Raw genomic sequence first — 21,203 nt, forward strand, 5'->3', positions numbered from 1 at the left:
TATTTAAGTACAAAAGACTAAAAATAAAAAATCACTCCCATTCTAGGAGCCTTCTACTTTTTGAAAATTTCCAATAAAGCGGTTGTACCAAGAGTAACACCCAATGGGATTGCACTCAAATCTACTTCAAAATTGCTATTGTGATTAAAAAATGGAAACATTTTGCCTTCTTTAGTAGCCTTTTCTGACGCTTCTTTATTGGCGATACCAACCAACATATAGTCATATATTGGTTTTGGATTGTGTATAACCAAATGGTGAAAATCTTCTGAACCCATAACTGCGGGAATATTTTTGATGTTTTTGTCTGGGGCAATAACTGCTTCTAATGCTTTATTTACCTTGTTTACCATTACTTCATTGTTTACCAATGGAAACGCCATTCCTTTCATAGTTAGCGTTGGATACAATTCTTTAGGCAAATCATAGGCAAAGGCAATGCTCTCATTTATTCGTTTAATTCCGTTTATCATAACGTTACGGTCTTGTTCATTAAACCAACGTAGATTTAATTTTAACAATGCCGAACCAGGAATTACATTGTTATCTATTCCGGATTGAAAAGAACCTACAGTTATCACAGCTGCGTTTTGTGGATCAATGCCCCGACTTATTATGGTTTGATATTCAATTACGGCAGCTGCTCCCATCAAAATTGGGTCTTTTGCAACGTGAGGAGAAGATCCATGACCGCCAATTCCATAAAATGTAACATCTAGAACATCCATTCCAGCCATTCTTTTTCCGCTTCCATTTGAAATTATACCTACAGGAAAAGGAGCTGTGTGCATTCCAAATAAATAATCGGGTACAGGAACTCCTTTCTCATACATTTTATCATTAATCATAGCTTCTGCTCCTTCACCCAATTCTTCTGCGGGTTGCCCAACCATTACTAAAGTTCCACTCCATGATTTCTTTAAAACCACCATAGCTTTAGCGACACCCAACATCCAAGTCGTATGCGCATCATGTCCGCAGGCGTGCATTGCAGGTACATCTTCACCTGATCTATTTTTTACTAGTTTATTGTTTGCGTATGCGATTCCCGTAGTTTCTTGAACGGAATTACAATCCATATCAGCGCGATACATAACGACAGGTCCATTTCCATTTTTCAAAATACCAACTACGCCTGTTTTACCAATTCCAGTTTTAACCTCAAATCCTAAAGCTTTTAATTCTTTAGCAACAATAGCAGCAGTTCTTACCTCCATGAATCCTAATTCCGGATTTGAATGAATATCTTCAAACATTTCTACCAGTCGCTTAGTATCGGTATCTACTATTTCATTTAAATCTTGATTGGAGGAATTTGATTGACCGAAAACACCAGTTATTTTTATCAAAAAAATAAATAGTACCAAAGAAAATGTTTGATGCTGTTTCATTTTATTCTAGATTTTTGAATCATTTTTTTACACGATTTAAGTAGTTTCTATATTAAAACCAGTCAATTAATTAAATATTCGAACAAATTATAAAGTTATATTTAAACTCTTATTTTATGTCAATAGGTTTTGAAAAATCTTTATAGATTGAAAATTACAAAATCAATATTTGTTAAATCTACAAATAATAAAAAACAATTAACCAGTGAGATACTTATAAAGATTTAAATATTAACAAGTGTTTAAACTATGAAATGCTTTAAATATATTTTCAGCCGTTGGTTAAAATGATTTATTGAAAAACAATATTGACATTATAGCTTTTGTTTCTATTTAAAACAATATTAAAACTTTTGATAGGCATTATAAAATTTACTCTAGCTTTAAGAAGTTTTACATAAACAACTGTTAATAAACAAATTAAGACAAAATAAAAAAGTAAATTTATAGAAATATAATTGTTAAAATTATATTTATTAACAACTTAAAAAACCAATCTTATGGAAAAAATCATTCATGTTGTTTCAATTTTTTTAGGATTATTAATCCTAAACGAAGTCTTCAGAAGGTCAAAGTGGCTTTCAATAATTGTTTTTGTAGGTATTGCTGGAGTGTTAACTTTTACGGTTTGGCCCACCGCAGGTGATCATCCCGATGCAACTATTAATACTTGGTTCCACTGGGCTAAAGTGTACTCTGCAATTGCTGGCGTACTCATTTTTGCCTATATAAGATACTCTAAATCTGGCGCATCGAACAAAAACATTCTTTTTTTACCCGCTTTGATATTAGGAGTAAACATCCTTGAGGCGGTCTTAAGAGATTTTGAACTTGGTGGAGAGAATGGTGGCATTTGGCATTATCTTAACGGAATTGCTGGTATCCTTTCGATCATAACCATATCTGGATGGGTTGGTATAAATGTTACAAAAGACAAGTCGCAAGATATGATTTGGCCCGACATGCTTGTATTTTGGATCATCGCTTATGATATTTGGAATTTTGCCTACATCTATTTTTGTGTACCACAACATACCTTCTATAATGTCGCGGTTTTATTTTCGTGCACCGTTCCGGCTTTGTTTATTACAAAAGGAAGTTGGTTGCAAGCGCGTGCTATAACCTTGAGCGCATGGATGATGTATCTATTTACATTCAACTATTACGTAGACAATCCAAATACCTACATAATGCCTGAGCATAATGAAACTTTATTGTTAATAGTAGGTATCATTAGTTTTGGAGCCAATGCCGCTTTTGCTTGGATACATTTCTCTAAAATGATCAAAGACAAACGCTTTGGTTTTGGTCAAGAAGTACATGTAAATTAACACTGCAACTAATTTTTAAATAAAAAAGAGAATAATTGTATTCCTTTTCTCTTTTTTATTTAAATTTATACTAATTAGTGTTATGCATTTTCTAAAGTTTATAAAGTTAAAAAATCAATTTTAATGAATAAGAAAATTATTTTCCTATCCACTTTTTGTTTACTTGTAACAAATTTACATTCTCAGATAGTAGTTTCTACAAGTCTTGAAGAGGCTATAAACAAAGCAATCGACAAAAACATTTCGCTTAAAAACTCAACAATAGAAATAGAAAAACTAAATCTACAAGAAAAAGGGATTCGCAATAAGTACATCCCAACAGTAGAAGCCTACGCACTCTATTCTTACTTTGATAGCAACTTGACATTGGATTTCCCAAGTACAACCGTTGGAAATATCCCATTATTTAAAGATAAAGGAACATTTGATAATTCGGGTAATTTTTTCATAGGCAGTCTTATGGCAAAAAGTGTGTTATTTAGTGGCATGCAAATACCCAATGGAGCCAATGCGGTCAAACAAAAAGCCATTGGAACAGCTTATTTGAAAGACTCTGAGAAAGACGCCATAATCAAAGATGTAATTAACACTTTTGATCAATTAAAACTAATCAACGAAACCGAGAAACTAATTAATGACAGTGATAAAAGGCTGAATACCGAAACCAAAAGAGTTTCTAGAGCAATTGAACTGGGACTTGCCATTCCTTATGATAGAGACAAAATAAAGTTGGCTTTGCTAGAATTAGAGTCCAAAAGAATTGAATTAAACGGAAAACGAGCGCTACTTTACAAAAAAATCGAATACTTAACGGGTTATTCCAACACAGAAATTAATGCAGTTCAATATGAAATTGTTCCCTATATTCTTTTTGATACTAATTTAAACACCGACAACAAACAAGAAATAAAGGCTTTAGAATCATTCAAATTAGCAAGCGAATATTTATTAAAAAAAGAAAAAGGCACTTACCTACCAACTGTTGGCGCTTTTGGGGGTATTACTTATTCCAGTATATTTGATTTGAAAGGAACTACTTCAACTATTCCTATTATAAACCAACCTGTAAGTTTGGGGGTAAATGAATTTTCGTTAAAACCTTTGTTAATGGTTGGCGCTGCAATGAAATGGGAAATTTTTGCGGGTTTTGAAAGAGAACATAAAGTACATGAAGCCAAATTAAATATCGAAAAAGTTCAGAACCAAATTGACGACACCAAACAAAAACTACAGTTATTGCTAGAAAACAATATGGTTAATTATGATGTTTTAATGAAAAAAATTGAAATCTCTAACCAGCAAGAAAAAGTTGCCAAAAACAATTTAAACTTGGCTTCCAAACAATACAAAGAAGGACTTATCAATGTTTCTGAATTATTAGAAGCCGAAAATGACTCTTTCAAAGTATCTACTACCAAATTAAACACCCTAATAGAAGAACGTTTAGCCGCAATTGAAACGATTATAACCACTGGGGAATTGTCTAAAAAATTATCTAAATAATAATTAAAATATGAAAAGAGCTATCACCATACTGTTCCTGACATTGATTGTATTAAGCTGTAGCAAGCCAAAAAACAATAGCCTTTTACAAGGAAAAGTAGAAAATGAACAAATTGCAATAGTTAGTAAGATTCCTGGCAAAATAATTAAAATAATGGTAAAAGAAGGAGACTTTGTTAAAAAAGGAGACACTCTCGCTATACTTGACATTCCAGAAGTGGACGCCAAAAAAAGTCAAGCTGAAGGCGCCGTAATTAGTGCAAAAGCGCAGTACTCTATGGCGGTCAAAGGAGCTACAGACAATCAAATCAAGCAACTTGAAGCCAAAAAAATGGGATTGAAAGAGCAATATGAATTTGCTCAAAAATCAATCAATAGATTAAGCAACATGCTCAAAGACTCCTTAGTTTCCCAGCAAACTTTTGATGAAACTTTTGCCAAATACCAAGGTGCTCAAGCGCAATACAATGCAGTTTTAGCAGAAATTGATGAAGCTAGAAAAGGAGCACGAATTGAACAACAAACGATGGCATTAGGACAGCAAGACAGAGCCTACGGCGCTTTGCAAGAAGTAGAATCTGCCAATAAAGAACGTTATGTTATAGCTCCACAAGATATGAGTATTGAAACCATAACCCTTAACTTGGGAGAGTTGGCTTTACCAGGTTACACCTTATTTAATGGCTATATAAGCAATAGCACGTACTTTCGATTTACAGTCCAAGAAAGTCAGCTTTCTGGTTTCAAAAAAGGGCAAGAAATTAGTGTTGGCATTCCAAATTCTGATAAAAAAATTAAAGGAAAAATTACTATAATAAAACAATTGGGTGCATACGGAAACATTGCAACCGCTTATCCCGATTATGAATTACAAGAAAGTTTGTTTGAAGTGCGAATTTCTCCATTAGACATAAATGAAACAAAAGATTTAATTACGAAAACAACTGTAACTTTATCATTATAATTATGCAAAATTTCTTTTCCCTCTTAAAAAGAGAATTTCAATTATTCTGGCAAAATAAAATCTTACGAATGCTATTTATAGGAGCTCCTTTATTGTATGCCATTTTGTTAGGATATGTTTACAGTAAAGGAAAAGCAACAGATTTACCTATTATTGTTGTTGATATGGATCAATCTGAAATGAGTGCAAAAGCTATTGAAATGTTTAATGATGATGAAGTTATAACTATTAAAGCACTGTTATTCGACAAAAATGACCTTTCGAAAATTGCAATAGACAATGAAGCCAATTGCATAGTAATTATTCCCAAAGATTTTCAAAAAATGGTGCTTACCAAACGGTACCCAGAAATTATTACTATTGTTAATACCGCCAATATTTTAACTGCTAATTTTTCGTCTAATGCTATACAAGTTTGTTTAGGCACCTTAAAAGTAGGCGTTCAAATGGAGACCTTACGCAAGCAAGGCATACCTGAAAAATTATTAGCGTCAGAATATGAACCTTTTAAAACTACTTTTGTCAAAAAAAACAACCGTAGCAGCAATTACTTATATTACTTATGGCCCGGTGTTTTAGCCGCCGTTTTGCAACAAGTAATTCTATTAGCATTAGCCTTATCTTTTGCCTCTGAATTTGAGAATGGAACTTTTAAAATTTTAGTAAACAAATGTCCTTCGGTTTTAAAAATGATGAGTATAAAAATCATTCCTTACCTTATTATGAGTTTTGGCGTTTGGCTTCTCTATTGGTTCTTTACCTTTTATTTCAGAATTTCTTTTTTCGAAAATTTACTACAGCTCACCTTTGTGGCGGGGATATTTGTGTTGTCCGTTTCATTCATCGGAATATTGGTGAGTATCCTAATTCCAAATCAACTTAAAGCCACTGAAATTTTAATGGTTATCGCGACACCTAGTTTCATTTTAAGCGGATTCAGCTGGCCGTTGAGTCAAATGCCCAATTGGGTACAAGGTGTTGCCAATGTAATCCCTTTGACACATTTTTTGAAAGCTTTTAGAATATTAATTATTGAAAATGGCACGCTCTCACAAACTTGGGATTCCATCAAAAACATGATTATTATAGGAAGTGTTTGTGCCGTTTGGGCATATATAGCTTTGTATTTTAAGAAAAAATCGGTGCTAAAAAGTGTACAATAAATAAAAAAGGCAAGAGAAATTAAACTCTTGCCTTTTGTTTATTTTTCGAAAAAATAAATCTATTTTTCAATCTCTTTCATACTGTCCATTTTCTTGTGAGCTAAGAAACCAGTAATATCTTCAAAATGTTCAACTACTCGTTTGTTACCAAATTCAAAAACCTTTGTTGCCAATCCGTCAAGGAAATCACGATCGTGAGAAACCAAAATTAAAGTTCCATCAAAATCACGTAAAGCGTCTTTGATAATATCTTTGGTTTTCATATCCAAGTGATTCGAAGGCTCATCCAGAATCAATAAATTTACGGGTTCCAACAATAATTTAATCATCGCCAAACGGGTTTTCTCACCTCCCGAAAGTACTTTTACTTTCTTGGTCACATCATCGCCATGAAACATAAAAGCACCTAAAATATCTTTGATCTTAGTTCTTACATCACCCACTGCTATATCATCAATAGTTTCAAAAATAGTAGCATTTTCGTCTAACAACGCGGCTTGGTTTTGAGCAAAATATCCAATCTGAGAATTATGTCCAATTTCAACAGAACCACTATCAACGCCAATTTCTTTCATAATAGCTTTGATCATCGTTGACTTTCCTTCTCCATTTTTTCCAACAAAAGCAACCTTCTGACCTCTTTCAATTACAATATTAGCATCTTTGAAAACTACGTGATCTCCATAAGACTTTGACATTTCTTTTACAATTACAGGGTATTGTCCAGAGCGAACTGCTGGTGGAAATTTCAATTTCAATGCCGAAGTATCCACTTCATCTACTTGTACAATAACTAGTTTTTCTAACATCTTAACACGAGATTGAACAGCATCTGTTTTAGAAAAAGTACCTTTAAAACGATCAATAAAAGCACGGTTATCAGCAATCATTCGTTGTTGCTCATCATACGCTTTTTGTTGGTGCATACGACGGTCTTTTCTCAATTCTAAATAATGGGAATATTTAGCTTTATAATCATAAATACGCCCCATTGTTACTTCAATGGTACGATTAGTAATGTTATCTACAAAAGCCCTATCGTGCGAAATCACCACTACTGCTTTGGCTGAATTGATTAAGAAATCTTCCAACCATTGAATACTTTCTATATCCATGTGATTGGTTGGCTCATCCAGTAAAATCAAATCTGGTTTTCGTAAAAGAATTTTAGCCAATTCGATTCGCATTCTCCAACCTCCCGAAAATTCAGAAGTTTGACGTGTAAAATCGTCTCTTTCAAAACCTAAACCAATTAGGATTTTCTCTACTTCGGCTTCATAATTCACTTCTTCAATCGCATAGAATTTCTCACTTAAGTCTGAAACTCTTTCGATTAATTTCATATAGGCATCACTTTCATAATCGGTACGAATGGTTAATTGTTCATTAATTTCGTCGATTTCGGCTTTCATGCTAAAAATTTCACCAAACGCTTTTGATGTTTCCTCCATTACCGTGGCACCATCTGTAGTCAACAAATGCTGAGGCAAATAAGCCACAACAGCATCTTTCGGTGCCGAAACATTTCCTGTCGAAGGTTTACTTTGTCCAGCAATAATCTTTAAAAGTGTAGATTTACCCGCCCCGTTTTTACCCATAAGGGCAATTTTATCATTCTCATTTATAGCAAAAGAAACATCACTAAAAAGAGTTGTTCCCCCAAAATGAACCGAAATATCGTTAATTGTAATCATTATAAAAAGTTAGAAGTTAGAGGTTAGAATTTTGAAGTTTCCATCCTCAATAAATTAAAAGGTGCAAAGATAGATTAAATAAAGAATTGAGCAACACAATTAAATTCTTGTACCGCTAAGATTTCATTAAAATAAAATTCGATAATTCACATAAGGAACTATGCAAATTATCGAATTAAAATAAGGTTATAATTTAAGAAAATTTATCCCACTATTCTTTTCTCCATTTTTTTGATTCCTCAAAAATATGTTCCAAGATTGCAGCTTCTTTTTCATCAAAATCAATATTCCTGCGGCTCATTACTAATCTTGCTGTTTCAAAAGCTTTTTTAGTTACATAAGTGGTAAATCCTGCCGCTCCACCCCAAGAAAAACTAGGTACAAAATTTCGAGGAAAACCGCTTCCAAAAATATTGGCGCTCACCCCTACTACTGTCCCAGTATTGAACATAGTATTGATACCGCATTTACTATGGTCTCCCATCATCAAACCACAGAACTGAAGACCAGTTTTGGCAAATCCTTCGGTTTCATAACTCCACAATTTTACTTCTTCGTAATTATTTTTTAAATTGGAGTTATTACTATCTGCTCCAATGTTACACCATTCTCCTAAGACCGAATCTCCAAGAAATCCATCATGACCTTTATTAGAATACGCAAAAAGAACCGCATTTTTTACCTCCCCACCAATTCTGGAATAAGGTCCTACAGTTGTTGCTCCATACACTTTGGCACCCATTTTTACTTGTGCATTTTCGCATAAAGCAAATGGACCGCGAATGATAGAACCCTCCATAATTTCCGAATCTTTACCTATATATATTGGCCCTTCAGAAGCGTTTAAAGTTACAAACTCCAACTTGGCCCCTTCTTCTATAAAAATAGTTGAAGGTGAAATCACATTAACACTTTTTGGGATGGGCTGTGATTTTCTATCCTGAGTTAAAAATTCAAAATCCTCTCGGATAGCAGCGTCATTTTTAGAAAAAATATCCCAAGTATGCTCTATTGTGATACAATCTTCATTGTATTCCAAAATCTCATATGTATCAAAGTCAACTGATTCTTGTTCATCATTGGTATAAAAAGCAATAACATCATCTCCCCTAAAAATAGCTTGATTAGGTCCAAGATTACTAACCATTTCGACCAGAACAGCATTTGGCAGATAAGAGGCATTAATCATAACATTTTCTTCCAATTCTACCATCGGATATTTCTCTGACAAATATTCTTCGGTAACTGTTGTTGTGGTAGATCCCAAATGCATCTCCCATTTTTGACGAATCGTCATAATACCAATAAGTATATCGGCGACGGGACGAGTGAAGGTAAAGGGCAACAAGGCATTTCGAGCGGGACCGTCAAAAAGTATGTAGTTCATAAATTAAATTATAAATTGTTAAAATGTGATTTGGTTATCACTGCAAAGTTACAACTATTTTTAAATGTTTACGAAAGTAAGGAATCCCACACGTAAAGAATCTGAGTCAAAATTCCATAAAAAAAGCCCCGCAATTTGCGAGGCTTTTGATGTATTTGAAACCAGTTAAAATTATTTAACGTGTTTAGCGTATTTAGTTTTGAATTTATCAATACGTCCTGCAGTATCGATAAGTTTAGATTTACCTGTGTAAAAAGGGTGAGAAGTTCTAGAAATCTCCATTTTTACAACTGGATATTCAACACCATCAACAACTATCGTTTCTCTAGTATCAGCAGTAGATTTAGTGATAAAAACATCTTCATTTGACATGTCTTTAAAAGCAACTAATCTGTAATTTTCTGGGTGTACACCTTTTTTCATCTTGAATCTTTTTTATTTGTTAATTATAACTTGTCTTGAAGCTTTTCTTCTAACAGAAAAGGTATAAACACATTATAACTTTTTGTTTTACAATATTATTTTGAGTTTGCAAATTTACACTTATTTTTCAATATACAAACCATTGAGCCACTTTTTTTATATTGATGTAAAAATCAATTTATACGTGCCATTATATTGGGAATTGTTATATTTGTAGATTAATAAAAAACAACTACAATGGTAAATGAAATTATAAAAAGAAACGGAATAACTTATGGAGTAATAACTGGTGTAATTCTTTGTTTGATTACTGCTTCCATGTATGCAATTAACTTAGAATTATTTATTGCTTGGTGGACTACATTATTAAGTTTTTCTGTTATTATTATTGTACCTATTATTTCGCTTTCTAAAGCAAAAAAAGAGTTAAATGGTGTTTTACCCTATAAAGAAGCATTCACTAGCTACTTCATTGCTGCAGCAATTGGAATACTTATTTCTATTGCTTTCAAAATCATTTTAATTAATTTTATAGATCCTTCCGTAAAAGACACCCTTTTGGATTTAACAATAAAATACCTGATTAGTACTTCTGAAAAATTTGGAGTTCCTGCCTCTGCAATGAATGAAACAATTTCAAAACTAAAAGAAAGTGATCCATTCTCAATTGTTGAACAATTGAAAGGCTCAGTTTTTTATCTCTTTTTTTGCGCTATAATTGGTTTAATTATAGCAGCCTTCTTCAAAAGTAAATCTACACCACAAGAATACAAATAATGAATTTATCTATACTCATACCGCTTCTAAACGAAGAGGAATCACTACAAGAGTTGTACACTTGGATCATTTCTATCATGAAATTGAACAATTATAGTTACGAGATCATTTTTCTGGATGACGGAAGTACTGATGAATCTTGGAATATTATAGAAGGATTTGCCGCTGAGAATCCAAATGTAAAAGGGATTCGATTCATGAAAAACTTTGGAAAATCACAAGCTTTGCATGCTGGTTTTGCTAAAGCAAAAGGCGATGTGATTATCACGATGGATGCCGATTTACAGGACAGTCCTGACGAGATTCCGGGATTGTACGAAATGATTACCACTCAAAAATACGATTTGGTTTCGGGTTGGAAAAAGAAACGTTACGACTCTGTTGTTGCCAAAAATCTTCCATCGAAATTATTCAATTGGGCGGCCAGAAAAACATCTGGAGTGGAATTGAATGATTTTAATTGTGGCCTTAAAGCTTATAAAAATGTTGTTGTAAAAAACATTGAAGTATCTGGCGAAATGCACCGATACATTCCTGTTTTAGCGAAAAATGCTGGTTTTGGAAAAATCGGAGAAAAAGTAGTACAACATCAAGCGAGAAAATATGGAGAAACCAAATTTGGAATGGAACGTTTCATAAATGGTTTCTTGGATTTAATTACGATTTGGTTTCTTTCCCGATTTGGAAAAAGACCAATGCATTTATTTGGTGCCATTGGATCTTTAATGTTTATCATTGGTTTTTTATTGGCTGGATATATTGGAGTTTCGAAACTGTACCATATGTATATGGGGATGCATTACAATCTAGTCACCACCAATCCTTGGTTTTATATTGCATTGACAACAATGGTTTTGGGAACGCAATTATTTTTGGCAGGATTTCTGGGTGAAATTATTTTGAGAACCAAGAACAATGAGGAACGTTACAAAGTTTCTAGTGAAGTGAATTTTTAATTTTTTTCTTGATATAACAAATAGAACACCCAAAAAGCAATTTGCTTATCCTATATTAAAATTAAAAAAATAATTATAAGAACTTAATATTTCGCTTTACGAATCTAGCCCTGATAGGAGCGGCATCCTTTTCTTGTGTCGTTTTTTTCTAACGACACAAGAAAAGATATAGCGGATAGCAGGAAATAGCTCCTAATAAAGCTTATATACTTTCCTTGACAAAATAGAATAACAATTTTAAACTAAATATATAATGCACATAGCACAAAACATTTTAGACGCAGTAAACGAATGGTTAACTCCAACGTTTGACAATGAAACACAAGTAGCCGTTAAAGAATTAATGACGACTTCTCCAAAAGAACTGGAAGAGAGTTTTTATAAGAATTTGGAGTTTGGAACCGGTGGTATGCGCGGTGTAATGGGGGTTGGAAACAACCGAATCAACAAATATACCCTTGGAAAAAACACTCAAGGACTTTCTAATTATTTACATACTGTTTTTCCAGGACAGGCTTTGAAAGTTGTAATTGCTTTTGATTGCCGTCATAATAGTCAATCTTTAGCCAAAGTGGTTGCTGATGTTTTCTCTGCGAATGGGATTCAAGTGTACTTGTTTTCGGATTTGAGACCTACACCAGAATTATCTTTTGCCCTTAAATATTTAGGTTGTCAATGTGGAATTGTACTTACTGCTTCACACAATCCACCAGAATATAATGGTTACAAAGTATATTGGGAAGATGGCGGACAAATTGTTCCTCCTCAAGATGCTGCTATCATTAATGTTATAGAGAATTTGAATTACAACGAAATTAAATTTTCGGCAGACGAAAGTTTGATTCAATACATAGACACTGAAATTGACGAAGCTTTTGTAAAATCGTCTGTAGAGAATGCGAGTTTCAACACACCGCAAGAAGCCAAAGACAACTTAAATATTGTGTTTACTTCTTTGCACGGGACTTCGATTACGGCTGTACCAGCAACTTTGGAAAAAGCGGGTTATACGAATGTGAACATCGTTCCAGAGCAAGCCAAACCAGATGGAAATTTCCCAACGGTAAAATCTCCGAATCCAGAAGAGCCAGAAGCATTGACTATGGCACTGGCTTTGGCAGACAAATTGAACGCTGATATTGTTGTGGGTACTGATCCAGATTGCGACCGTTTGGGAGTTGCTGTTAGAAACAACGAAGGCAAAATGATTTTGTTGAACGGAAACCAAACGATGATTTTGATGACGGCTTTCCTATTGGAACAATGGAAAAAAGCGGACAAAATAAACGGACAACAATTTGTGGGTTCTACTATTGTTTCTACTCCAATGATAATGGAATTAGCAACTGCTTATGGCGTAGAATGCAAAGTGGGATTAACAGGCTTTAAATGGATTGCCAAAATGATCAAAGATTTTCCTGAACTGGAATTTATTGGTGGCGGAGAAGAGAGTTTTGGATACATGGTTGGTGATGCTGTTCGCGATAAAGATGCTGTTGCAGCTACATTATTAGTTTGCGAAATAGCCGCTCAAGCCAAAGCTAAAGGCAGCTCTGTTTACAATACTTTGTTGCAATATTATGTAGATTTTGGTTTCTACAAAGAGCATTTGGTTTCTATTACTAAAAAAGGAATGGAAGGATTGGCCGAAATTAATCAGATGATGGTTGATTTACGCGAAAATCCTTTGAAAGAAATCAATGGTCAAAGAGTGGTGATGTTGGAAGATTACAAGTCCTCAATTGCTAAAAACCTTTTTACAGGTGAAGAAGAAACAATGGATATCCCAAAATCTGATGTATTGATTTATTACACAGAAGACGGTTCTAAAATATGTGCCAGACCAAGTGGAACTGAGCCTAAAATTAAATTTTACATCAGCGTAAACACCCAATTAGAAAGCGTTGCCGATTTCACAAGAGTAGAAGAAGTGTTGAACGAAAAGATTAAAAACATAATTATTGCAATGCAATTGAACTAATGAACAATTTTAAAAGAATATTCCCTTTTGTAATTCCTTATAAAAAGTATGCTTACCTGAACATTTTTTTTAATGTTTTGTATGCACTTTTTAGCACACTTTCTTTTGTTTCGTTGATTCCGATGATGCAAGTTTTATTCGACCAAACCAAAAGAAATACGACAATGCCAGTTTACAAAGGTATTTGGGAAGTTAAAAAGTATGGTGAAGATTATTTAAGTTATTATATTACACACACAACCGATACTTTTGGAGTAGGACGAACATTAAGCATAATGGTCATTATCATCATTTCTATCTTTTTATTAAAAAACTTATCTGATTATTTAGCCATGTTTTTTATTACTTTTTTACGAAATGGAGTATTGAAAGATATGCGAAATGCCATGTACAAAAAGACTATTGAATTACCATTGGCTTTTTACTCCGAAAAAAGAAAAGGAGACGTAATCGCTAGAATTTCAGGAGATGTTAATGAGGTTCAAACTTCATTTTTATCCATTCTTGAACTGATTGTAAAGGAGCCTTTGACGATTGTTTTTACCCTAATTACAATGGTTACTATCAGTGTACAATTGACTCTTTTTGTGTTTATTTTTATCCCAGTTTCAGGATATGTTATTTCCCTTATTGGAAAACAATTAAAAAAGAAGTCAACTAAGGCACAAGAAGAACAAGGCGTCTTTTTATCAACTATCGAAGAAACATTGGGCGGACTAAAAGTAGTAAAAGGTTATAACTCAGAAAACTACTTCAACCGTGTTTTTCAAGAGTCAACACAACGTTTTTTTACATTATCAAATAGCATAGGTAATCGCCAAAACCTAGCTTCTCCAGCCAGTGAGTTTATGGGAATTATGGTTATTGCTATATTACTATGGTACGGAGGACACATGGTCTTAATAGAAAAAACATTAAACGGAGCTTCCTTTATTGCCTATATGGGACTGGCATACAACATTCTGACTCCGGCTAAATCTATTTCAAAAGCATCCTACGCCATCAAAAGAGGGAACGCAGCCGCTGAGCGAGTTTTAGAGATCTTGGATCAAGAAAATACTATTACCAGTAAATTGAATGCTGTAGAAAAGACTACTTTCGATTCACAAATTGCTATCCAAAATATTAACTTCAGTTATGAAGAAGAAAATGTATTGAAAAATTTTTCACTTACCGTAAAAAAAGGACAAACTGTTGCACTTGTGGGGCAATCCGGAAGTGGAAAAAGTACAATTGCCAATTTATTGACGCGTTTTTATGATGTAAATGAGGGAAGTATTGCAATTGATGGGATTGCCATTAAAGATTTCAATTTGCAATCACTTCGTAGTTTGATGGGATTGGTTACACAAGATAGCATTTTATTCAATGATACTATAAAAGAAAATATTTCACTAGGAAAACTAGATGCAACAGATGAAGAAATTATAGAGGCTCTGAAAATAGCCAATGCCTATGAATTTGTGAACGATTTACCAAAAGGCATTTACACAAACATTGGTGACAGCGGGAATAAACTTTCTGGAGGTCAAAAACAAAGACTTTCTATAGCTCGTGCTGTTTTAAAAAATCCACCTATTATGATTTTGGATGAAGCAACATCGGCACTAGATACCGAAAGTGAAAAATTCGTTCAAGTGGCACTAGAAAATATGATGCAAAACAGAACTTCTATTGTAATTGCACATCGCCTTTCAACCATTCAAAAGGCCGATTTGATTGTAGTTATGCAAAAAGGAGAAATAGTAGAGCAAGGAAAACACGACGAACTTATTGCTTTGAATGGTACTTATAACAAATTGGTAACGATGCAGTCGTTTGAATAGCATAGATTAGTTTAAAAAGTTTAACAAAAACTAAACTTTAAACCTTTTAACCTTTTAATTTATACCCATAAAATGTACCTTAACAATCCTAACATAAAACTTCCACAAGATCCAGATACCATTGTATGGAAATATCTGGACTTGTCGAAGTTTTTGGATTTATTGCTTTCGCAAAAATTATTCATGTCTCGATCTGATAAATTTGAAGACCAATACGAAGGCACTTTTAGCGAACCTACATTTGAGGAAATCAAAAAACTTTCGATAAACAATCCTGATTTTTTAAATTATTACAAAACCCATCGGGAGAAAGTAGCCATTAGCAGTTGGCACATCAATGAATATGAATCGTTTGCCATGTGGCAAATTTTTACCCAAAACAGCGAAGGATTGGCCATACAATCTACCGTAAAAAGGCTTCAAGAGGCTTTGGTTCCCGAAAAAAATTACAAACAATATATTGGTGAAGTCAATTATATCGACTACAAAAAAGAATACATTCCGTTTGATGATATGTTTTTCCCTTTTTTGTTTAAACGAAAAAGTTTTCAATACGAACGCGAAGTACGCATCATTACAGACGTAGCAGACAGCAACATCAAATTGAATGATGGTTTAAAAATAAATGTAAATATCAGTCAACTGATAGAAAAAATTTATATACATCCCAAATCCGAGAATTGGTACAAAAACTTAGTAATTCAATTGGTAAAACAACTAGGATTTGATTTTGAAATTGAAAAATCAGATTTAGAAAGTGACATATTGATTTAAGAGTTAAATCGGATTGTATGTTTCCACTTTCCAATCATTTTTTGCCAAATCGATATAATTGTAATGAAGTACATCCTTGCTGTCAAACTTCCCATTTTTATTGGTGTCCTCAACAGTTCTAAAGTACAAACGGTTTTGAGATTCTATCAAGTTCCAATCGATCAATTCTTGAAAATCAGCTGAAACTTTGGTCAATTTTCCCCCACTAATTTTACTTAGATACAAAGTTGTAATATCACTTACATCAAGTTTTCCATCTTTATTGGTATCCATATCACACATCGTATAAACCATAATTTGCTTATTGATTTTATCCGAAACTGTTTTTAAATAAGTAGCTGTTTGAATTAAAATTGGCTCATCTGTTAATGCTCTAATAGAATCGGAACCAATTTTTTGAAATTTAAGATTTTGCAAATATCCTGTAATTTCATACTCGGATGCATTTGATATAGTGAAACTCAAATCATTTACACTCGAAGAACCGTATTTATTTTTGGAACCTTTTTCATATACGCTCAAATCTCCTACTGGATGAATCAAATAGTCTGTTCCTTGCATTTGAATGGGCAAATCCGCAATTTTGATTTGGGTTGAATCGGCTTTGGTTAATTCTCTCCCTACTTTTGAAGCATCGTAAGTCACTTTAGGCTTTTCAGATTCTTCTTTACAACTTGCTAAAAATAAAAGCGATATTCCAACAAAGGCAAAATACGATATTCTCATAATAATTTTAATATTAAAAAATAAACTCAAATGTAATCATTTTTAAAAATGAAAAAGGCGATATACTGCAGATTTATTCATTTTAATATAATTATAACCTCATGCTCAACTTCAAATTAAAAACGCGGGTTGTCATATAATTCGGAATCGCATATTCTGTTTTGGTATATACATCTCGAACCCAAGTATTGGTTATCGCATTTTGATTGTTAAAAAGATTGAAAATTTCAAAACCCAGAGACAGTTCCTTTACACTTTTTAAAAATTTCATATTAGACATTCCTATTTTTTGATCGATAAAAACTTTGGAAAATCCAACATCAACACGGCGGTAGTCATTCAATCGATTTTGATACAAATACGGATCTGAATACGATGGTGAACCTCCTGGTAATCCGGTATTGTAAACCAAATTTAGATACAATTTTAAACTCGGAATATTTGGCATATAATCCTGAAACAAAAGTGCAAATTTCAATCGTTGGTCTGTTGGTCTGGAAATATATCCTTTGTTATCGATATTCTCTTCCGTTTTTAGATAGCCAAAACTAATCCAAGAATCGGTTCCTGGAACAAATTCCCCATTCAGACGAACATCTAGACCTTGCACATAAGCAATCGCATTGTTATTTGCCGCATAGCGTATCCTTACATTATCAACTGTATACGGATTTAGATTGGTCATTTTTTTATAATACCCTTCGGTTACTAACTTAAATGGTCGTTCCCACATTTTAAAACTATAATCATTCGCTATAACAAGATTTATAGATTTTTGAGCTTTAACATTTGGTTGCACCACTCCACTGAAATCACGCAATTCTCTATAAAAAGGAGGCTGATTATACACCCCAATGGTAAATCGGAATAACATTTCTTTTTTCCAATCGGGTTTGATAGCGAATTGGGCTCTTGGACTAAAAACAGTTTGAAATTTATTATCTAAATTATCACCTGTAACTTCCCAGCTTTGCATTCGTGCACCTAGATTATACCAAACTTCGCTTGAACCCAAAATATCTTTTCTACTCCATTGTGCATATGCCGAAAACCGATTGATATCTGTAAAATTTATAGCACTTACATATTGGTAAGGAACTAACAATCCTGCATAAGGTAGATACGGTTCATTATTTTTAGGCAACACAATTGGAGGTCTTATCGAAAACCCAGCCGAATCAATTACTTCCCATTCTGAAATTCGGTCATGAATCGATTCTTTGGTGTATTTTACTCCCCATTCGATTTGATTTTGTTTCCAGTTTTTCAACCCTTTAAGCTCCAAATTAGCAATCAAAGCATCCAAATCATTTCGAGCATGATTGATCTGAGAACCAATCCCTCTAGAAAAGGCAATATCCCCGTATGTATCCGAACCAATATTGGTATCGACTTCGCCCAAACGGTATTGTGCTAAAATATCAAAATATTCTTGTTCTAAAGTATGAAAAACGGATCCAATAAATTTCAAGGTAAAAGTATCACTCACTTGATATGTGGATTTTAAAGCTCCAAAATAAGTATCGTATTTGTCCTTTTCCTTGCCTTCATAATAAACAGCAAGTGCCATTGGAGCATCTACTGTTCCAAAATTAGTTTGACGAGTAAGAGGTTGGTACAAATACTTATTTTGAGAAATATTCCCTAGAAAACTCCATTGCCATTTGGCAGAAGCTTGATAATTGACGTTTGTTTGAATATCTGCAAAAGTAGGCGTATAATTAGTTTGAGTTTCTTGACTATTGACTAAAAGACTATTATTTCTATATCTAATGCCAGTAATAGCTGACCATTTTTTATCTTTAGAAACCGCATCAACAGCTAGACTTCCACCTAGGAGACTCATTTCGAGAGCCGCACCAAATTTTGTTGGATTTCTATAGGTAATATCCAAAACTGAAGACATTTTATCCCCATACTTTGCTTGAAAACCTCCTGCTGAAAATTCTATATTTTGAACCAAATCGGTATTGATAAAACTCAACCCTTCTTGTTGACCTGACCGAATCAAAAAAGGACGATACACTTCAATCTCGTTTACATATACCAAATTTTCGTCGTAATTTCCTCCTCGAACCGAATATTGTGTACTAAGTTCATTATTAGAATTTACACCAGGCAACGTTTTCAAAACATTTTCAATTCCAGCATTGGCCCCAGGAATAAAACGAATATCTTCGGCTTCAAAAGTAATAATACCTTGGACTGTTTTTTTAGTATTGCCGTTTATAATAACCTCACCCATCTGTTCTTCCTGATCATTCATCTGCAAGTTGAGCAGATAAACTTCATTGGACTTTAAAGAAACAGTAAGACTAGCTTTTTTTAATGAAATATGAGTAAAAGCTATAGTAACTTTTTGATCGGAAGGAATTGCAATTTGATAGAAACCTTTTTCATTTGTTTGAGTCGTATTATTCAAACAATTTACATTTACGCCTTCAACAGGAAGATTTTTTTGATCGAAAATAACTCCTTTAACAAAAGCAGTCTGAGCAAATGAATTTGATCCTATCCATACAAAAATAAAACAACACAGCGATTTAAAAATATTCAATTGGTTTTGATTTATTGTTTTTGATTTCTTTGAAAATGAGTTTCAAAGATAGAAGAATTCCCTACATTATCAACTACTACCACTTTTAAAACATTATTACCTTGAGCCACTATGCCATCACTGAAATTATGGGTCAACAATCCTGTTTTATTATCGTATTCCATCAAAATCCATTCTCCATTTAGATAGCCATTATATGACTTTATACCTGAAACAGAATCCGAAATATTCACTTGAAGCAATTTTTGATTGTCTAATGTTTTGCCTTCAATAGGTTTAGTCATAGAAATAATAGGCGGAATCGTATCCAAAACTAATTTAAATTGACCCAAAGTTTTTGTTTTCGCCTCATATACATTCTCTTTTTGACGGGTTGCATTGTAGCTCACCCTCCTACCTTCTATCCTACCTATAAACACTTTTTCTTTAAGACTTTCAGAAAAACTATCACTCTCCATAGAAACAGTAAAACTAGAATGAGCAGGAACCGTATCGTCATGTACAGTCAAAACATTGTTTTTTACATCAAAATTCAAATTAAAGTCATTATAAAAAGTCCCAGCAGGAAAGAAAACAGAACATTTGTCTTTTTCAAAAAAGCAATCTTTCGAAGCTTTAACTAAATAATTAGAAACAACAGCTTCTTTTTCGATTATAGTTGAAAGTGCATCATATGATATTGGAATAGTAATTGTTGTTTTATTTCCATAAAAATCTGAAACCTCCAAACGACAAACTGAATTCACATTAGGAAGCACCGAAATAACGCCATTAGTATCATCTGTTCTAATAATACTCAGATTAAAGGGCGGATTCATAAATAATTTTTGAATTCTTTGTTGTGTTTTTTTATAAAAAGAATAATCGATAAATGCATTTATATAACGCATTTCATCAAAAGAATAAGTATTGAATTGATAGCCAAAAATAGATTTGCCATTACAAAACAAATTCACATCAAAAACGCCATTTTTATTAAATGACACATCATCATAGTCATAAGCTGAAATTCCAAAACCTATTTTACCGTTGGCAACAACTTTATCTGCTAAATATGTTCCGTCTTTCTGCAATGACAAATTAATTGGTATAAGACGTTGTGCGTGATTAACCGTAGTTTTGGAATCTAAAGGATATACGAATAAATTAGAAACAATAGGCTTTTTGGCATCTTCCATAAAAGTATCAAAACCAAAAAACATAGGATTAATTACTTTTTCCGTTTTAGTGTCTCTGAATTCAAAATGCAAATGAGGCCCTTCAGAAGCACCCGTATTTCCAGAAAGAGCTATTAACTGTCCTTTACTAACAGGCATTTCATTTGGTTTAAAATACATTTCAATTTCAAAAGACTGTTCTTTATAATGCGTTTTCTTTATAACACTTTCGATAAAATCGGTAGCTTTTTGCAAATGACCATACACCGAAGTATATCCATTAGGGTGATCAATATAAATGGTTTTCCCATTACCAAAAGTAGAAATCTTAATTCTGGAAACATAACCATCTGCAACTGCATAAACATTGATCCCTTCTCTTTGAAGCGTTTTCATATCGAAGCCAGCGTGAAAATGATTGGGTCTTAATTCACCGAAATTTCCAGATAATTGCAAGGGAATATCTAACGGAGGACAAAAATAATTTTTAGGATAATCCGTTTGAGCAAATAGAATACTGGTAAAAAGAATTGAAAAAAAGGAAATTTTCATGAAATACATTTTTGCTAAGGTAAAAAAAGGAACTAAATCTC

The 21,203-nt window shown here is 33.2% G+C and carries 16 protein-coding genes; 9 read left to right on the forward strand and 7 right to left on the reverse strand.

The genetic code is table 11. The features are described 5' to 3' along the window. Nucleotides 1-53 precede the first annotated feature (53 nt). On the reverse strand, nucleotides 54-1,391 hold the full coding sequence (locus OZP06_RS02750) for an amidohydrolase (RefSeq protein WP_269223583.1): 1,338 nt from the start codon (nucleotides 1,389-1,391) through the stop codon (nucleotides 54-56). 500 nt (nucleotides 1,392-1,891) lie between these two features. On the opposite strand from OZP06_RS02750, the gene OZP06_RS02755 reads away from it, so the two are divergent. From OZP06_RS02755 to OZP06_RS02770, 4 genes are all read left to right on the forward strand, one after another. Continuing rightward, a complete protein-coding gene (locus OZP06_RS02755; RefSeq protein ID WP_269223584.1) occupies nucleotides 1,892-2,722 on the forward strand; it encodes a DUF5692 family protein in 831 nt (276 codons plus the stop codon). Nucleotides 2,723-2,845: 123 nt separating this feature from the next. Further along, on the forward strand, nucleotides 2,846-4,225 hold the full coding sequence (locus tag OZP06_RS02760; RefSeq protein ID WP_269223585.1) for a TolC family protein: 1,380 nt from the start codon (nucleotides 2,846-2,848) through the stop codon (nucleotides 4,223-4,225). A gap of 10 nt (nucleotides 4,226-4,235) precedes the next feature. Continuing rightward, on the forward strand, nucleotides 4,236-5,189 hold the full coding sequence (locus tag OZP06_RS02765; protein WP_269223586.1) for a biotin/lipoyl-binding protein: 954 nt from the start codon (nucleotides 4,236-4,238) through the stop codon (nucleotides 5,187-5,189). A gap of 68 nt (nucleotides 5,190-5,257) precedes the next feature. Continuing rightward, nucleotides 5,258-6,352, forward strand: a complete 1,095-nt coding sequence (locus OZP06_RS02770; protein ID WP_348651438.1) for an ABC transporter permease — start codon at nucleotides 5,258-5,260, stop codon at nucleotides 6,350-6,352. A gap of 59 nt (nucleotides 6,353-6,411) precedes the next feature. Here the strand turns inward: OZP06_RS02770 and OZP06_RS02775 are convergent, their stop codons facing one another. The 3 genes from OZP06_RS02775 to OZP06_RS02785 all read right to left on the reverse strand — a co-directional run bounded on the left by OZP06_RS02775 (nucleotide 6,412) and on the right by OZP06_RS02785 (nucleotide 9,856). Continuing rightward, the gene (locus OZP06_RS02775) at nucleotides 6,412-8,046 is read right to left on the reverse strand and encodes an ABC-F family ATP-binding cassette domain-containing protein (protein ID WP_269223588.1); all 1,635 of its coding nucleotides are present in this window, start codon (nucleotides 8,044-8,046) and stop codon (nucleotides 6,412-6,414) included. 211 nt (nucleotides 8,047-8,257) lie between these two features. Further along, nucleotides 8,258-9,433, reverse strand: a complete 1,176-nt coding sequence (locus tag OZP06_RS02780; protein WP_269223589.1) for a GlmU family protein — start codon at nucleotides 9,431-9,433, stop codon at nucleotides 8,258-8,260. A gap of 171 nt (nucleotides 9,434-9,604) precedes the next feature. Continuing rightward, entirely contained in the window at nucleotides 9,605-9,856 is a 252-nt protein-coding gene (locus OZP06_RS02785) for a type B 50S ribosomal protein L31 (protein WP_144256329.1), read from the reverse strand. Between the two features lie 237 nt (nucleotides 9,857-10,093). Here OZP06_RS02785 and OZP06_RS02790 point away from each other — a divergent pair, with 237 nt between their 5' ends. The 5 genes from OZP06_RS02790 (at nucleotide 10,094) to OZP06_RS02810 (ending at nucleotide 16,170) form a co-directional block, all read left to right on the forward strand. Next, on the forward strand, nucleotides 10,094-10,633 hold the full coding sequence (locus tag OZP06_RS02790; protein ID WP_269223590.1) for a DUF4199 domain-containing protein: 540 nt from the start codon (nucleotides 10,094-10,096) through the stop codon (nucleotides 10,631-10,633). Continuing rightward, entirely contained in the window at nucleotides 10,633-11,589 is a 957-nt protein-coding gene (locus OZP06_RS02795) for a glycosyltransferase family 2 protein (protein ID WP_269223591.1), read from the forward strand. The genes OZP06_RS02790 and OZP06_RS02795 overlap by 1 nt, the downstream gene beginning before the upstream one ends. Nucleotides 11,590-11,842: 253 nt before the next feature. Beyond that, entirely contained in the window at nucleotides 11,843-13,570 is a 1,728-nt protein-coding gene (locus OZP06_RS02800) for a phospho-sugar mutase (protein ID WP_269223592.1), read from the forward strand. Further along, the gene (locus tag OZP06_RS02805; RefSeq protein WP_281239031.1) at nucleotides 13,570-15,396 is read left to right on the forward strand and encodes an ABC transporter ATP-binding protein; all 1,827 of its coding nucleotides are present in this window, start codon (nucleotides 13,570-13,572) and stop codon (nucleotides 15,394-15,396) included. The genes OZP06_RS02800 and OZP06_RS02805 overlap by 1 nt, the downstream gene beginning before the upstream one ends. 72 nt (nucleotides 15,397-15,468) lie before the next feature. After that, nucleotides 15,469-16,170 carry a DUF2971 domain-containing protein gene (locus OZP06_RS02810; RefSeq protein ID WP_269223593.1) on the forward strand — a complete coding sequence of 234 codons (702 nt, stop codon included), beginning with the start codon at nucleotides 15,469-15,471 and terminating at the stop codon, nucleotides 16,168-16,170. Between the two features lie 3 nt (nucleotides 16,171-16,173). On the opposite strand, the gene OZP06_RS02815 is transcribed toward OZP06_RS02810, so the two are convergent. The 3 genes from OZP06_RS02815 to OZP06_RS02825 all read right to left on the reverse strand — a co-directional run bounded on the left by OZP06_RS02815 (nucleotide 16,174) and on the right by OZP06_RS02825 (nucleotide 21,162). After that, on the reverse strand, nucleotides 16,174-16,896 hold the full coding sequence (locus tag OZP06_RS02815; protein WP_269223594.1) for a hypothetical protein: 723 nt from the start codon (nucleotides 16,894-16,896) through the stop codon (nucleotides 16,174-16,176). A 91-nt stretch (nucleotides 16,897-16,987) separates the two neighbouring features. After that, nucleotides 16,988-19,453, reverse strand: coding sequence for a carboxypeptidase-like regulatory domain-containing protein (locus OZP06_RS02820; RefSeq protein WP_269223595.1), 2,466 nt, complete (start codon nucleotides 19,451-19,453; stop codon nucleotides 16,988-16,990). 11 nt (nucleotides 19,454-19,464) lie between these two features. Continuing rightward, nucleotides 19,465-21,162 carry a M23 family metallopeptidase gene (locus tag OZP06_RS02825; RefSeq protein WP_281324201.1) on the reverse strand — a complete coding sequence of 566 codons (1,698 nt, stop codon included), beginning with the start codon at nucleotides 21,160-21,162 and terminating at the stop codon, nucleotides 19,465-19,467. Between the last annotated feature and the right edge of the window lie 41 nt (nucleotides 21,163-21,203).

Origin of the sequence: Flavobacterium sp. IMCC34518 (assembly GCF_027111095.2) — a bacterium.
GTDB classification, from domain to species: domain Bacteria; phylum Bacteroidota; class Bacteroidia; order Flavobacteriales; family Flavobacteriaceae; genus Flavobacterium; species Flavobacterium praedii.

What these genes read in the sequence shown, in the direction of transcription:
- OZP06_RS02750 (WP_269223583.1), bottom strand. Translation starts at nt 1,391, where the DNA reads ATGAAACAGCATCAAACATTTTCTTTGGTACTATTTATTTTTTTGATA.
- OZP06_RS02755 (WP_269223584.1), top strand. Translation starts at nt 1,892, where the DNA reads ATGGAAAAAATCATTCATGTTGTTTCAATTTTTTTAGGATTATTAATC.
- OZP06_RS02760 (WP_269223585.1), top strand. Translation starts at nt 2,846, where the DNA reads ATGAATAAGAAAATTATTTTCCTATCCACTTTTTGTTTACTTGTAACA.
- OZP06_RS02765 (WP_269223586.1), top strand. Translation starts at nt 4,236, where the DNA reads ATGAAAAGAGCTATCACCATACTGTTCCTGACATTGATTGTATTAAGC.
- OZP06_RS02770 (WP_348651438.1), top strand. Translation starts at nt 5,258, where the DNA reads ATGCTATTTATAGGAGCTCCTTTATTGTATGCCATTTTGTTAGGATAT.
- OZP06_RS02775 (WP_269223588.1), bottom strand. Translation starts at nt 8,046, where the DNA reads ATGATTACAATTAACGATATTTCGGTTCATTTTGGGGGAACAACTCTT.
- OZP06_RS02780 (WP_269223589.1), bottom strand. Translation starts at nt 9,433, where the DNA reads ATGAACTACATACTTTTTGACGGTCCCGCTCGAAATGCCTTGTTGCCC.
- OZP06_RS02785 (WP_144256329.1), bottom strand. Translation starts at nt 9,856, where the DNA reads ATGAAAAAAGGTGTACACCCAGAAAATTACAGATTAGTTGCTTTTAAA.
- OZP06_RS02790 (WP_269223590.1), top strand. Translation starts at nt 10,094, where the DNA reads ATGGTAAATGAAATTATAAAAAGAAACGGAATAACTTATGGAGTAATA.
- OZP06_RS02795 (WP_269223591.1), top strand. Translation starts at nt 10,633, where the DNA reads ATGAATTTATCTATACTCATACCGCTTCTAAACGAAGAGGAATCACTA.
- OZP06_RS02800 (WP_269223592.1), top strand. Translation starts at nt 11,843, where the DNA reads ATGCACATAGCACAAAACATTTTAGACGCAGTAAACGAATGGTTAACT.
- OZP06_RS02805 (WP_281239031.1), top strand. Translation starts at nt 13,570, where the DNA reads ATGAACAATTTTAAAAGAATATTCCCTTTTGTAATTCCTTATAAAAAG.
- OZP06_RS02810 (WP_269223593.1), top strand. Translation starts at nt 15,469, where the DNA reads ATGTACCTTAACAATCCTAACATAAAACTTCCACAAGATCCAGATACC.
- OZP06_RS02815 (WP_269223594.1), bottom strand. Translation starts at nt 16,896, where the DNA reads ATGAGAATATCGTATTTTGCCTTTGTTGGAATATCGCTTTTATTTTTA.
- OZP06_RS02825 (WP_281324201.1), bottom strand. Translation starts at nt 21,162, where the DNA reads ATGAAAATTTCCTTTTTTTCAATTCTTTTTACCAGTATTCTATTTGCT.